Source organism: Halomonas sp. BC1, from assembly GCF_002078135.1.
Taxonomy (GTDB): domain Bacteria; phylum Pseudomonadota; class Gammaproteobacteria; order Pseudomonadales; family Halomonadaceae; genus Vreelandella; species Vreelandella stevensii.
Genome location: NZ_LFGS01000017.1, coordinates 158089 through 171694 on the forward strand (window position 1 = coordinate 158089; position 13606 = coordinate 171694).

General features: G+C 58.7%; 14 protein-coding genes. All 14 read right to left on the bottom strand.

The genetic code is table 11. From position 1 onward, the window contains the following. Positions 1-49: 49 nt before the first annotated feature. The 14 genes from atpA to B7L72_RS13860 all read right to left on the bottom strand — a co-directional run bounded on the left by atpA (position 50) and on the right by B7L72_RS13860 (position 13335). Positions 50-1594: a F0F1 ATP synthase subunit alpha gene (gene atpA / locus B7L72_RS13795; protein WP_016915579.1), complete on the bottom strand. Its 1545-nt coding sequence runs from the start codon at positions 1592-1594 to the stop codon at positions 50-52. Positions 1595-1610: 16 nt separating this feature from the next. Next, positions 1611-2147, bottom strand: a complete 537-nt coding sequence (locus tag B7L72_RS13800) for a F0F1 ATP synthase subunit delta (RefSeq protein WP_081138482.1) — start codon at positions 2145-2147, stop codon at positions 1611-1613. Positions 2148-2158: 11 nt separating this feature from the next. Continuing rightward, positions 2159-2629, bottom strand: a complete 471-nt coding sequence (locus B7L72_RS13805) for a F0F1 ATP synthase subunit B (protein WP_016915581.1) — start codon at positions 2627-2629, stop codon at positions 2159-2161. Positions 2630-2705: 76 nt separating this feature from the next. Further along, positions 2706-2933: a F0F1 ATP synthase subunit C gene (gene atpE / locus B7L72_RS13810; protein ID WP_016915582.1), complete on the bottom strand. Its 228-nt coding sequence runs from the start codon at positions 2931-2933 to the stop codon at positions 2706-2708. A 71-nt stretch (positions 2934-3004) separates the two neighbouring features. Further along, entirely contained in the window at positions 3005-3832 is an 828-nt protein-coding gene (gene atpB / locus B7L72_RS13815; RefSeq protein ID WP_081195030.1) for a F0F1 ATP synthase subunit A, read from the bottom strand. A 15-nt stretch (positions 3833-3847) separates the two neighbouring features. Further along, entirely contained in the window at positions 3848-4246 is a 399-nt protein-coding gene (locus tag B7L72_RS13820; RefSeq protein WP_100731149.1) for an ATP synthase subunit I, read from the bottom strand. 202 nt (positions 4247-4448) lie between these two features. Further along, the gene (locus B7L72_RS13825) at positions 4449-5393 is read right to left on the bottom strand and encodes a ParB/RepB/Spo0J family partition protein (protein WP_016915585.1); all 945 of its coding nucleotides are present in this window, start codon (positions 5391-5393) and stop codon (positions 4449-4451) included. 66 nt (positions 5394-5459) lie between these two features. Beyond that, on the bottom strand, positions 5460-6227 hold the full coding sequence (locus tag B7L72_RS13830) for a ParA family protein (RefSeq protein ID WP_039179044.1): 768 nt from the start codon (positions 6225-6227) through the stop codon (positions 5460-5462). Then, positions 6227-6892, bottom strand: coding sequence for a 16S rRNA (guanine(527)-N(7))-methyltransferase RsmG (gene rsmG / locus B7L72_RS13835; RefSeq protein ID WP_081138479.1), 666 nt, complete (start codon positions 6890-6892; stop codon positions 6227-6229). The genes B7L72_RS13830 and rsmG overlap by 1 nt, the downstream gene beginning before the upstream one ends. Beyond that, positions 6889-8793: a tRNA uridine-5-carboxymethylaminomethyl(34) synthesis enzyme MnmG gene (gene mnmG, locus B7L72_RS13840; RefSeq protein ID WP_081195031.1), complete on the bottom strand. Its 1905-nt coding sequence runs from the start codon at positions 8791-8793 to the stop codon at positions 6889-6891. The genes rsmG and mnmG overlap by 4 nt, the downstream gene beginning before the upstream one ends. 542 nt (positions 8794-9335) lie before the next feature. Further along, positions 9336-10094: an amino acid ABC transporter ATP-binding protein gene (locus tag B7L72_RS13845; protein ID WP_081195033.1), complete on the bottom strand. Its 759-nt coding sequence runs from the start codon at positions 10092-10094 to the stop codon at positions 9336-9338. Positions 10095-10104: 10 nt separating this feature from the next. Further along, positions 10105-10776, bottom strand: a complete 672-nt coding sequence (locus tag B7L72_RS13850) for an amino acid ABC transporter permease (protein ID WP_081195035.1) — start codon at positions 10774-10776, stop codon at positions 10105-10107. Positions 10777-10874: 98 nt separating this feature from the next. Then, complete coding sequence (locus B7L72_RS13855) at positions 10875-11621, bottom strand: transporter substrate-binding domain-containing protein (RefSeq protein ID WP_081195037.1); 747 nt, start codon at positions 11619-11621, stop codon at positions 10875-10877. A gap of 34 nt (positions 11622-11655) precedes the next feature. Further along, positions 11656-13335, bottom strand: coding sequence for an IS1634 family transposase (locus tag B7L72_RS13860; protein WP_081195039.1), 1680 nt, complete (start codon positions 13333-13335; stop codon positions 11656-11658). Between the last annotated feature and the right edge of the window lie 271 nt (positions 13336-13606).

A 13606-nucleotide genomic window follows, 5' to 3' on the forward strand; every position in this document is an offset into this window, starting at 1 on the left:
TTCGTGGCTCTCAGAAAGCATGCAAGCCCGCCCGCAGGCGGGCCAGACATTACCAGCTCTGAGTCGCCTTGAACTTCTCGAGACCCGACTTCAAACCGTCCTGAATCTCGCCGTTGTAGTCGCCGGTCTGGTTGATCTTGTCGAGCAGCTCGCCGTGCTCGGACTTCATGTAGTCGTGCAGGGCACGTTCGAAGTCCAGCACTTTCTCGACGCCCACGTCATCCAGGTGACCTTCGTTGGCTGCGTACAGAGACAGCGCCATTTCCGCCACGGACATCGGCGAATACTGCTTCTGCTTCATCAGCTCGGTGACACGCTGACCGTGCTCGAGCTGCTTACGCGTGGCTTCATCCAGGTCAGAGGCAAACTGCGAGAACGCCGCCAGTTCGCGGTACTGAGCCAGCGCCAGACGCACACCACCACCCAGCTTCTTGATGATCTTGGTCTGTGCGGCACCACCAACACGAGAGACCGACAAGCCTGCGTTGATCGCCGGACGGATACCGGAGTTGAACAGGTTGGTTTCCAGGAAGATCTGACCATCGGTGATGGAGATAACGTTGGTCGGAACGAAGGCTGATACGTCACCGCCCTGGGTTTCGATGATCGGCAGCGCGGTCAAGGAACCGGTCTTGCCTTTCACTTCGCCGTTGGTGAACTTCTCGACGTAGTCGACGTTGACGCGCGCGGCGCGCTCCAGCAGACGGGAGTGGAGATAGAACACGTCACCCGGGTAAGCTTCGCGGCCCGGCGGACGACGCAGCAGCAGCGATACCTGACGGTAGGCAACGGCCTGCTTGGAGAGATCGTCATACACGATCAGCGCGTCTTCGCCACGGTCACGGAAGTACTCGCCCATGGTGCAGCCAGAGTAGGCCGCCAGGAACTGCATGGGTGCCGGGTCGGCAGCGCCAGCCGCCACCACGATGGTGTGCTCCATCGCGCCGTGCTCTTCGAGCTTGCGCACCACGTTGGCAATGGTCGACTGCTTCTGACCGATGGCCACGTAGACACAGGTCACGCCCTTGCCTTTCTGGTTGATGATCGCATCGATGGCAATGGCGGATTTACCGATCTGACGGTCGCCGATGATCAGCTCACGCTGACCACGACCGATCGGCACCATGGCGTCGATGGACTTCAGACCCGTCTGGATGGGCTCGTCAACGGACTGACGAGTGATAACGCCAGGCGCTACCTTTTCTACCGCGTCGGTCAGCTTGGCATTGATGTCGCCCTTGCCGTCGATGGGGTTACCCAGCGCGTCGACAACGCGACCCACCAGCTCGGGGCCTACCGGAACTTCAAGAATACGACCGGTACACTGAGCGGTCATGCCTTCTTCAAGCTGCAGGTAGTCACCCAGGACAACGGCACCCACGGAGTCACGCTCCAGGTTGAGTACCATGCCGAAGATGCTGTTGGGGAATTCAATCATTTCACCGAACATCGCGTCTTCGAGGCCGTGAATTTTCACGATACCGTCGGAAACGCTGACGATGGTGCCCTGATTACGGGCTTCGGATGCGACGTCAAGCTTCTCAATTCGCTGCTTGATGATGTCGCTGATCTCGGAAGGATTCAGTTGCTGCATGCCATGTCCCTCAGACTCAAGCGGTCAGCGCTTCGGAAAGACGGTTCAATCGACCACGCACCGAACCGTCAATGACGGTATCACCGGCACGCAGGATGACACCGCCAATGAGCGACTTGTCGACCTGAGTAGTAATGGAGATTTCGCGATTCAGACGTTTCTTGAGCGCGTTTGCCAGCTTGGTCTGCTGCTTGCTATCCAGCTTGTAGGCTGAAACCACAGTGACGTCGATACGCTTTTCATGTTCTGCGCGAAGGTGTTCAAACTGTTCAGCGATTGCACTCAACGCCATCAACCGACGCTGGTCGGCCAGGGTGGTGAGAAACCGCTGGAAAGCGTCATCGGCACCGTCGCCCAGCATGTCAGCCAGCAACGCCACTTTCTGTTCGCTACCCAGTTTGGGACTACCTAACAGGTTGGCGACCTGATGATCCTTGACAACGAGACCTGCCATTGCCAGTGACTGAGACCAGGTATCCAGTGCCTGATGATCGCGCGCGTATTCAAACGCCGCTTTGGCGTAAGGACGAGCGACGGTCGTTTGTTCCGCCATGGATCACCTCCTTACAGTTCAGCGGCAAGCTTATCAAGCAAGTCGCGGTGCGCTTTCTCGTCAACAGAGGCTTCAAGAACACGCTCGGCGCCTATGATCGCAAGGTGAGAAACCTGCGCACGCAACTCGTCTTTCGCGCGATTGATTTCTTGCTCAATTTCAGCCCGAGCACTGGCCACCAGACGCTCGCCTTCGGCACGTGCTTGTTCACGTGCTTCTTCGATCATCTGCGCAGAGCGCTTGTTCGCTTGCTCGAGGATTTGAGATGCCTGCTCCTTGCTTTCACGCAGTGTCTGCTCGGCACGCTCTTGAGCGAGCTCAAGGTCACGCGTTGCACGGCTGGCTGCGTCCAAGCCATCAGCAATCTTTTTCTGACGCTCGTGAAGCGCGTTGCTGATCGGAGGCCACACATACTTTATGCAAAACCAGACAAAGATCGCGAAGGCGATCGTTTGCCCGATAAGCGTCATGTTGATATTCACAGGGATGTACCTCTGACAAATTCGTGGCGACCGGTGTGAAACAAAACCGAGCGGTTGCCCGCTCGGTCAAGCTGCATTAACCGGCAACAACGAAGATCAGGTACATCGCGATACCAACACCGATCATCGGTACGGCGTCAAGCAGACCGGCCATGATGAAGGTACGAGTTTGCAGCTGGTCGCTCAGCTCAGGCTGACGAGCGGTGTTGTCCAGCAGCTTGCCACCCAGCATGGCGAAACCAAAGCCAGTGGTCAGGGCGCTAACACTGATGATGATGGCGGCAGCAATGTAGACGATTTCCATGATGAAGCTCCTGATAGTGCGTTAATTTCAAGGGTTTAGGTTAAGGGTTTAATGCAAAGCGTTGCTCGGGTTCAGTGATGCTCGTGCGCGGCGCTCAAATAGACGACAGACAGTGTCGTAAAGATGAAGGCCTGCAGCGAAACCACCAGAATATGGAAGATGGCCCACGGCACATCCAGCATCCAGATCGCCCAGAACGGTAGCAGGGCAATCAGGATAAAGATAACTTCACCGGCAAACATGGCGCCGAACAGACGGAAACCAAGGCTGATCGGTTTGACCAGCAGGCCGACGATTTCGAGAATCAGGTTGAACGGTGCCAACAGCCAGGTATTGAACGGCGTCAGCGCCAGCTCCTTACCGAACCCAGCAACACCTTTCACCTTGCAGCTGTAGTAGATGATCATCAGGAAGACGCCGATGGCCATACCCAGCGTGGCGTTGATGTCGGTGGTGGGAACGATTTTCATGTAGCCCACACCCAGCTTGCCGAACAACTCCGGGAAGTAGTCCAGCGGGATCAGCTTGAGGCTGTTCATCAGCAGAATCCACATGAACAGCGTCAAGGCGATCGGGCCGATGTTCTTGTTGTTGCCGTGGAAGGTAGAGCGAGTCAGGTTATCGATGAACTCGATGACCATTTCAACGGCATTCTGCAGACCGCCCGGAACACCGGTGGTCGCTGCCTTGCCCGCTTTATGGAACAGCCACAGGAACAGAGCACCCATGCCGATGGACCAACCCATCGTGTCCAGGTGAATGGCCCAAAAACCCATTTCGGTTGCTTCGGCAGAGGTGGACGCAAGCGACCAACCATTTTCCGGGTGCTTTCCGAACGTCAGGTTCTGGAGGTGGTGCTGTATGTAATAGATGGCCGATATTTCGTTATCCGCTGCCATACTGCTTCCTCAAGTTTAAGGGGTTGACCGCTCACGCACGAGCCAGGGGGCTAGCCAGTGCATCAGTTGGGCCACCACATAGGCGACAAAGAAAAAAGCTGGGTTTGAAGGGGGCGCTATCGTCAGCACTATGGCGAATAACGCCACCGTCAAACCAAACTTGCCTGCTGCAGCCTGGTACAAGTTGAGCACATTACGCTGTGGTTGGCGGTTACGCTGCTGCCTTTGACCACGCCACACAAAATAGATGGTCGGTAGAAGGCTAATCAGCCCCCCCGACAAGGCAGACCCTGCTGCCTCGATGCCGACCATGACGCTTGCCAACATGGCCACCAGCAAGATCACCACCAGCTGAGCAAGAAACAGCCGCCGAAAATCCAATAGACGCCGACGGACAGGCGCTGCACTTTTCACTTTGACCACGACTCCGTGCAGGCTGGGCTGCTGCTCAATGGGGTAACGAGTACGCCCGTTCGTCCAAGCAAGCTTTTGACAAACACGGCGGATTATAGGGAAGCGCTATCACACCTTCAACCGAAGTTGCACGGATTTCGCACGTTTTGGCGTTTACTTGCGACCAAAGGGTTAAAAAAAGGCCGCTTATTTCATTAGCCTGCTACTTTATGTGCGCAAGAATGCCATCCAGCTCTTCAAGGCTTGTATAACGTATGGTGACTTTGCCTTTGCCCTTTTGACCGTGGTCGATGGAGACAGGCGCGCCCAGCAGCTCGCCCAAGTGCGTTTCGAGGCGCGCCACATCGGCGGTCTTGGCCACTTTTTTGGCCGATGCTACCGGTGACTGCTGAGTGTCGTGCACCTTCTTGACCAGCGCCTCGGTGTCTCTCACCGTCAGGTCCTTGTTGACCACTTCATGGGCCACCTGGCGTTGCTGAGCGCTGTTCAACGACAGCAGGGCACGAGCATGCCCCATATCCAGATCGCCACGCTCCAGCAGGGTCTGCACTTCCGGGTCCAGAGCCAACAAGCGCAGCAGGTTGGCCACCTGCGTGCGGGATTTGCCCACGGCATCGGCCACCTGCTGCTGGGTAAGCTCGAACTCTTCTGCCAGGCGTTTTAACGCCAGCGCTTCTTCGATGGCATTGAGGTTTTCACGCTGAATGTTCTCGATCAGCGCCAGCGCCAGCGCCACGTCGTCACTGACATGGCGAATGACCGCCGGAATGACATCCAGCTCGGCCAGTTGGGCAGCGCGCCAGCGCCGTTCACCGGCAATGATTTCATAGCGGTCCGGGCCAATCGGGCGAACGACGATCGGCTGCATGACCCCCTGGGCACGAATGGAGTCGGCCAGCTCCTCCAGTGCCTCGGGCTGAATGTCGCGGCGAGGCTGGTACTTGCCCCGCGTCAGCTGCCCCAGCGGCAGCCGCTCCAGGCGTTCGGCATGGGCATCGTCCTGCGTTACCTCGGCGGCGGAGCCTTCCGGCAGCAGCGCCTCTGTGCCTTGCGAGGCGCTGTTGGTCAGGTCCAAACTGTCACGACGACGGGCGCCCGCACCAATCAGGGCATCCAGGCCACGTCCTAGCGCGCGTTTACGCGTCATTCGCTTTCCCTCGTTGAACGTTACGTACTTCGAACCTTACAGCGACAGCCGCCGTAACGACAGGCGTTACAGTGACAACCGTCGAATCATCTCTTTGGCCAGCACGCGGTAGGCCTGGCTGCCCCGCGAAAAACGGGCGTACTGGGTCACGGGAAGGCCATGGCTTGGCGCTTCTGCCACTTTCACGTTGCGCGGAATGGTGGTTTTCAGCAGCGCATCGCCGAAAAAGTCGCGTAGCTGCTTGTCCACTTCCCGCGTGAGGCTGGTGCGCTTGTCGTACATGGTGCGCAGGATACCGGAGACGGCAAGCTCGGGATTCACGCTCTGCTTGATCTGTTCCACGGTATCCAGCAGCGCCGAGAGTCCTTCCAGCGCGTAAAATTCACACTGCAGCGGGATCAGTACGCCGTGGGCTGCAGTAAGCGCATTCACCGTGAGCATGTTCAGCGACGGCGGACAGTCGATCAGCACCACATCGTATTCGTCGGCCACGCTGGCCAGCGCCTGAGAAAGGCGACTCTGCCGCTGCTCGGCGTCCAGCAGCTCGACTTCCGCCGCCGTCAAATCGCCATTGCCCGGCAAGACATCGTAACGAACCGACAAACCGCGCACGATGGCGTCGCTGGCCGAGGTTTCCCCCAGCAGCACGTCCAGCACGCTCTTTTCCAGATCGTACTTGTCGATCCCACTGCCCATGCTGGCATGCCCTTGGGGGTCGAGATCGACCAACAGTACGCGCCGGTCCAGGGCGGCCAGGCTGGCGGCCAGATTGACGGCTGAAGTGGTCTTGCCCACGCCGCCTTTTTGGTTGGTCAGGGCAATGATCTGGCTCACTACTCAACTCCTTTTGGGGTCAGGATCAACAGCTGCCGCTCGGCCGTCTCGAAGGGTACATTCAACAGGTGCCGAGCGTTCAGTTCAACACCTGCTGGCAGGTCGCGCAGCTCGTCATCGGCACCGGGGCCCTTCATGGCCAGCCACTGGCCGTCGGCGGTCGGTAGCGGGCGCGTCAAGGTCACGAAGTCCACCAGGCTGGCGAAGGCCCGCGAGATCACCTGATCGAAGTGCTGGCCCGCAAACTGTTCGACTCTTGCCTGAGTGGGCGTCACGTTGCTCAGCGCCAGCTCCATGACGGCCTGCCGCTGGAAGCGAACCTTCTTGCCGTTGCTGTCCAGCAGCGTCACCTGAAGCTCGGGCTTCAAAATCGCCAGCACCAGCCCAGGCAAGCCTGGCCCGGCGCCTACGTCCAGAAGTCGGGGCCCCCGTATGAAGGGCGCCACCGCCGCGCTGTCCAGCACGTGGCGAGACACCATTTCATCAACGTCGCGTACGGCGGTGAGGTTATAAGCCCGGTTCCACTTGTGCAATAGCGCCAGCAGCCCCAGCAGCTGCTCACGCTGGATGGGCGTAATGGCGATATCCAGTTGGGACAGCCCTTGCTCCAGTCTGGGGGCCACGCTAGCGGGCAGACTTTCAATCAGCGGCGGCAAGAAACTCATCCGTTGGCGACCTCGGTATGGCTGATCAGGCGGCGCTTTTTCAGGTGAATCAGCAGTATCGAGACGGCAGCAGGCGTCACTCCAGAGATACGGGCAGCCTGGGCAAGGGTTTCCGGCCGCGCGGCGCTGAGCTTCTGGCGAATCTCGTGGGAAAGCCCCTCCACGTTGTGATAATCCAGCTCAGCGGGGAGCGCAGTGGCTTCGTGGCGCTTGAGCTTATCGATTTCGTCCTGCTGACGATCGATGTACCCCTGATACTTGGCCTGAATCTGCACCTGTTCGGCGACAGCTTCATCCTCCACGCCGCCGCTTTCCATGCCCGGCAGGTCAGCAATATCGGCGTAGGTCAGTTCAGGGCGCTTCAGCAAATCGCTCAGGCAGTACTCCCGCGACAGCGGCTTGCCGGTTTTCTCGGCGATGCTGGCGGCAGCCGGGCTGTTGGGATGTACCCAAGCGCTGGACAAGCGCGTGGCTTCACGCTCGATGGCCTCACGTTTCTGGCTGAAAGCCGCCCAGCGGGTGTCATCGACCAACCCCAGCTGGCGGCCCTGCTCGGTCAGGCGGAGGTCGGCATTGTCTTCACGCAGCAGCAGCCGATACTCGGCGCGCGACGTGAACATGCGATAGGGTTCCTTGGTGCCCATGGTGATCAGGTCATCCACCAGAACGCCTAGATACGCCTCGTCACGACGTGGGTACCACGCCTCCAGCTGCTTGGCTCGCCGTGCCGCGTTGAGCCCCGCCAGCAACCCTTGAGCACCCGCTTCTTCGTAGCCAGTGGTGCCGTTGATCTGCCCGGCAAAAAACAGGTTGTGGATAAATTTGGTTTCCAGCGAGTGCTTCAAATCCCGCGGGTCGAAGAAGTCATACTCGATGGCATAACCCGGGCGCGTGATATGGGCGTTTTCCAACCCTTTGATGGAGCGCACGACCTGCAGCTGCACATCGAAGGGCAGTGAGGTGGAGATCCCGTTGGGGTAGAGCTCGTGGGTATCCAGACCTTCCGGTTCGATGAACACCTGATGGCTCGATTTGTCGGCGAAGCGATGCACCTTGTCTTCGATCGACGGGCAGTAGCGGGGGCCGATGCCTTCGATTACCCCAGAGTACATGGGGGAACGATCGAGGTTGTTCAGGATGATCTCGTGGGTGCGCTCGTTGGTGTGCGCAATATGGCAGCTCACCTGCTGAGGATGCATGCCTCGATGCCCCAGATAGGACATGACCGGCGTAGGCGTGTCACCTGGCTGCTCTTCCAGCTGTGAAAAGTCGACGGATTTGGCATCGATACGCGGAGGGGTACCGGTCTTCAACCTGTCGACGTGAAAAGGCAGAGCCCGCAGTCGCTCGGCCAGCGCATTGGAAGGCGGGTCGCCTGCGCGGCCACCACGGCTTTGATCCAACCCGATGTGGATAACCCCGCCAAGGAACGTGCCCGTGCTCAGCACCACCGACTCGGCATGAAAACGGATGCCGGTCTCGGTCACCACACCACGTACGGTGTCGTTATCCACAATGAGGTCGCCAGCCGCCTGCTGGAAAATCGTCAGGTTCGGCTGGTTTTCCAGCATGCCTCGAATGGCGGCCTTGTAGCGGATCCTGTCTGCCTGGGCGCGGGTTGCGCGGACGGCAGGCCCCTTACGTGCGTTGAGTACTCGAAACTGGATGCCGCCCAAATCCGTGGCTAGCCCCATGGCACCACCCAACGCATCAATCTCCTTGACCAGATGGCTCTTGCCGATCCCACCAATGGCGGGATTGCAGGACATTTGGCCCAGCGTCTCGATGTTGTGGGTCAGCAATAGGGTTTGACAGCCCATGCGAGCAGAGGCCAGTGCGGCTTCGGTTCCCGCATGGCCACCGCCGATGACAATCACGTCAAAGCGGTCGGGGTAGTTCAAGAGACACCTCGTCTTGTGCCCAAGGCACGGATGATGTGGTCAGCGGATCACCGCTGTTGGAATAAGCCCGCCAGTATAAACCTCCTGTGGGTAACCGTCAGGTTTTTCCACACCCCTGCTATCAGTGAGTTTATAGATTAATAACAAAATAAAAATATATAAGAGAAGTTCTGTAAATGTAGTTACTAATGGTGTGGACAAAATCTGTTGATAAATGATTTTTTCCTATATGAATCATTATTTTGTATTGTTGACCAAGCAGTGGCGAACCGGCGGAGTGCCTGCGTAGAAGCGGTGACGGAGCTGTGGATGAAAAGCTTACTTACCCACAGCCCAGGTTAACGACGGCTTATCCACCGCTGGCTACCGTGCTTGTTACCGCACCTGTGAACAAGAGAGCTAATGACCACCATATGCGTTGAAAGATGCCCATGGCGCGGGTGTTAGCCCGATAGTGGCAGCCGAGAAAAAAATATTATCCACAGGCAAAAAAAAGGCCTGTCGCAAGGACAGGCCGGTCGCGGAGGTACCCTGATGGGCTGCTAGTGCTTCAATACGCGCGCCAAGAAGGACTGGGTGCGTTCGTGCTGAGGTGCATCGAACAGCTGTTCCGGTGGCCCTTGCTCGGTGATTTCCCCTTTGTGAATGAAGATGACGCGGTCGGCTACTTCCCGCGCAAAGCCCATTTCATGGGTCACGATGACCATGGTCATGCCTTCCTTGGCCAGCTCACGCATGGCGTCCAGCACTTCACCGATCATCTCCGGGTCTAGCGCCGAGGTGGGCTCGTCGAAGAGCATGAGCCGGGGTTCCATGGCCAGCGCGCGGGCCAGGGCGACCCGCTGCTGCTGCCCTCCAGAGAGCTGACTGGGGTACTTCTGTGCCTGATCGGCAATGCCGACGCGTTCCAACAGCCGCTGAGCCGTCTCTTCGGCATCCGAACGGCTCCAGCCACGCACTTTCATGGGGGCCAGGGTAATGTTGTCGATGACGCTCAGATGAGGGAAGAGGTTGAACTGCTGGAACACCATGCCGACTTCGGTGCGGATGGTTTGCAGGGCCTTGCTACTTTTGCCATCCGGCAGCAGCGTATTGCCATCGACATCGAGGCTGCCGGACTGAAACTCTTCCAGCCCGTTGATGCAGCGGATCAGCGTGGATTTACCAGAGCCGCTGGCGCCGATCACGACGACGACTTCTCCAGGGACGATTTCCAGATCGATGTTCTTGAGCACATGCAGGCTGCCAAAGTGCTTGTTGAGCTTCTGCATTTGCACAATGGGCGATGAGGTCGAAGTCATTGTGCGCTCCTTATTGGCCAACGACGCCGCGCCGTTCCAACTGGCGCAGGATGATAGAGAGGGTCCAGGTAATGGCCAGGTACATCAGGGCGACCATGAAATAGACTTCCAGCGCCGTGAAGGTGGTGGCAATGTAGATCTGCCCTTGGCGCACCAGCTCGCCCACCCCGATGACGGAAAACAGCGAGGTGTCCTTGATGCTGATGATGCCCTGGTTGCCCAGCGGAGGGATCATGCGGCGGAAGGCTTGAGGCCAGATGACGTAACGAAACGACTGCGCTCGGGAGAGCCCCAGCGACAGCGATGCTTCGCGTTGCCCGCGTTCGATCGACTGCACGCCTCCACGTACGATTTCGGAGATATAGGCCCCTGAATTGACGGCAATGGCGGCAATGCCGGCCACCAGCGCATTGATGGGGCCACCCAGCAGTTGGGGCAGGCCGTAGAAAATGAACAGCACCTGCACCAGGATGGGCGTACCGCGAAAGACTTCAACATAAAAGATGGCTGGCCAGCGTAGCCAGCGCGTGCGGCTGATGCGCAGCAGGCCAAAGAAGATGCCGATGAAAAAGCCAATGGCCAGGCCGCCGAACGAGATCAGCAGTGTCCACGGAATACCGGGTAACAAGTAGGGAATCGAGCGGAAAGCGGCCGCCCAGTCGAATTGAAAAGTGACTTCCACGTGACGTCTCCAGAACAGCACCACACAATGATTCAGGGCCGGGGGCTAGGCCGCCCGGCCCTGTAAACGCGAGATAATGCACTTACCTCAGACAGTGCTTACTCTTCGTCGGAGGACTCACCAAACCACTTCTGGTAAATCTCGTCGTAGGTGCCGTCTTCACGCATGGCCGCGAGTGCTTCATTGGCGGGTTCTACCCACTGGCTGCCCTTGTGGAAAACGATGCCGTACTGCTGGCCTTCGTACAGGGGGCCGACGACCTTGGTGCGACCTTCACCGCGTGTTTGCGAGAAGTAGGCAACGTTGGGGGCATCGTAGAACGCGGCATCGACGTTACGCCCCAGCAGGGCCATGTACATGTCGCTATTGCCTGGATAGGGAGTGATATCGGCGTCGTCGCCCAGCTGCTCTTGCAGGAAGTCGTAGCTGGTGGAGCCGATGCGCGTGGCGATGGAGAGCCCGGCCAGGTCTTCGATGGACTCTACGTCATCGTTGTCGGCACGCACGATGATCTGCAGGCCTGAGTCGTAGTAGGGGTCAGAGAAGTCGACGATCTGCGCACGCTCTTCGGTGATGGTCACACCGGCAATGGCAATTTCCTGGCTGCCGGTCTGGACGGCCGGAATGATGCCCGCGAACTCCATGGTGGTGAGATTGATGTCGAAGCCAGCCCGTTCGGCGATTTCGTTGATGATGTCCATGTCGAAGCCGATCATTTCACCGGTTTCGGGGTCGAGCATCTCGAAAGGCACAAAGCTTGGGTCAGTCACCACATTGACCGTGGGTGTGTCAGCAAACGCAGTGGTACTGCCCACCCGAGTTCGACAGATAGAAGCGTAAGCCACTGATTAACCTGAAAACGCGTTTTCAAAATTGGCACTACAAGCGAGATGCAGTCGGTGCCGGCAGGCCAATCGCTTCGAAAAGGTCGCGTTGTTCAGGCTTCAGTTTGGTCAAGCCGCTCGCCGTCTCGCGACGGTGCAGCAGGACCTGGTGGAACTGAATCTTGCGGGCAATTTCCAGTGCCCGCGTCGGTGACAAGGGGTGATCGCTGGCCTTCAACCGCATTCGTAGCACCCGGTAAAGCACCAGCGCGAGGAAGCAGATCAGCACATGGGCGCGGATACGATCCGGCAGCCGGTGGTAGACCGGTGCGATCTCGATGTCGCTCTTCAGCACCCGGAAGCCGCGCTCGATGTCTGCCAGCGCCCGGTAGCGCTCTACGATCTCCTGCGGGTCGTGGTCGGCCATGTTGGTGACCAGCAGCAGCTTGCCGTCCATCATCCTGGCGCGATCGAGCGCCCGCTGATCCAGGACATAGTTGAACGTCTCGGCGGTCAGATCGACCTTCAGGATATGCCCGAGGTGAGCGTCGGTGACGGCCTTGTAGAACCTGGCGGTGACGCCGGCATCCGAGAGCTTTCTGCCACGATAGCGCCGCCCGGCATCCTGATTGTCCAGTTTCTCGAACCACTGGCGCGCATCGGCCTGCAGCGCCTCGATCTTCTGATCGCGTGCCGCCGTCTGCGCCTTCGCGACCTCCGGCCGGTGCGCCACGATCAGCCGATGGTCCTGCCATGCCATCTCGCCGTAGGCTTCGCGTTCGGCGTCCTGGCAATGCGTCTGGTGAAACGCCTTCAGCAGCGCATCGAACTCGCCATAACGGCGTCCCGGCACCGCCAGGATAAATTCCAGAGGGCGACCCTCGATACGTACGGCGGACAGGGCGGCCAGATTGTCCAGCGAGAGCAGGCCACGGTCGGCGACCAGCACAACTCGACTCACGTTGAAGCGCTTGACCACCGTTTCGATGGTCGGCAGCAACGTGCGGGTTTCCGCGACATTGCCATCGAAGACTTCGTGGTGAATGGGCAAGCCTTCCGCCGTCTGCACGACACCGAGCATGAACTGGCGGGCGATGCCGCCCTCCTTCGAGGGACCGTATTGACGGAGATCACCGTCGAGTGAGGTACTGCCTTCTGCCCGAATCGTGGTGAGGTCGTAGAAGACGATCGAGAGTTCCTGGTCGATCAGTGGCTTGAGCTGCTGTGCCAGAACGTCATTGAGAGCTTCGCTGCAGTCCGACAGGGTATCCATGGTGCGCAGCAGATGCTGGTGACTGATCGAGGCCGTGTCGACGTCGGGCACCAGTACATCTTCCAGCCAGCGCAGCACCCCGAGCTTGGATTCCGGATCACACAGCCGATTGAACACCATGACCCGCAGCAGCCGCTCGGCATCGAACTGGCGCTTGCTACGCAAGACACGCCGGAAGGCGTCATCCAGGCCGAGCTCTTTCCAGAGTGACGTCAGCAGCCAGGTATCACCCACGGAACGCGCCGGCGCGAAGTCGGTCTCGCCGGTGCCTTCCTCGAGCGTCGGCTGGCCGGTGACGCGCAGCAGGCCATTGATCAGCGCGCTGGACTCCCCGGCGGTGACGGCTTCCAGGCGTCCCAGCGTCGCGATCACGCGTTGGCGCGGCTTGCCGGCCTCGTCGCGATAAGACTCGACGAGCTTCACGTAGCGGCGCGGACCGGATTTGGTGACTTTGACAAACATGTCACTACGATAGACCTCTCAATCTATGTCTGGCAAGACATCAAGAGAAAAACGTGTCACTACAAAGAATTCGGCAAGAGATGGCTAAGCTACTGAATTCTCATGCCATGAGTGCCGATTTCAGGCCGAAATCGGGCTGGAAGTGTCGAACTCGGGTGCCCAAGCCCAGTGCAACGGCAGTGGCGATAGCGGAGGTGGTAAAAAAGTGTTTCATTAGTTTCCCCGAGTTTTATGTGGTTTCCGTCACCGTTTATATAGTGTGTTTCTTCTT

Bases quoted from the DNA above. Each gene is read 5' to 3' on its own strand.
- atpE (WP_016915582.1), bottom strand. From the start codon at position 2,933: ATGGAAATCGTCTACATTGCTGCCGCCATCATCATCAGTGTTAGCGCC.
- B7L72_RS13800 (WP_081138482.1), bottom strand. From the start codon at position 2,147: ATGGCGGAACAAACGACCGTCGCTCGTCCTTACGCCAAAGCGGCGTTT.
- rsmG (WP_081138479.1), bottom strand. From the start codon at position 6,892: ATGAGTTTCTTGCCGCCGCTGATTGAAAGTCTGCCCGCTAGCGTGGCC.
- B7L72_RS13825 (WP_016915585.1), bottom strand. From the start codon at position 5,393: ATGACGCGTAAACGCGCGCTAGGACGTGGCCTGGATGCCCTGATTGGT.
- atpA (WP_016915579.1), bottom strand. From the start codon at position 1,594: ATGCAGCAACTGAATCCTTCCGAGATCAGCGACATCATCAAGCAGCGA.
- B7L72_RS13860 (WP_081195039.1), bottom strand. From the start codon at position 13,335: ATGTTTGTCAAAGTCACCAAATCCGGTCCGCGCCGCTACGTGAAGCTC.
- atpB (WP_081195030.1), bottom strand. From the start codon at position 3,832: ATGGCAGCGGATAACGAAATATCGGCCATCTATTACATACAGCACCAC.
- B7L72_RS13845 (WP_081195033.1), bottom strand. From the start codon at position 10,094: ATGACTTCGACCTCATCGCCCATTGTGCAAATGCAGAAGCTCAACAAG.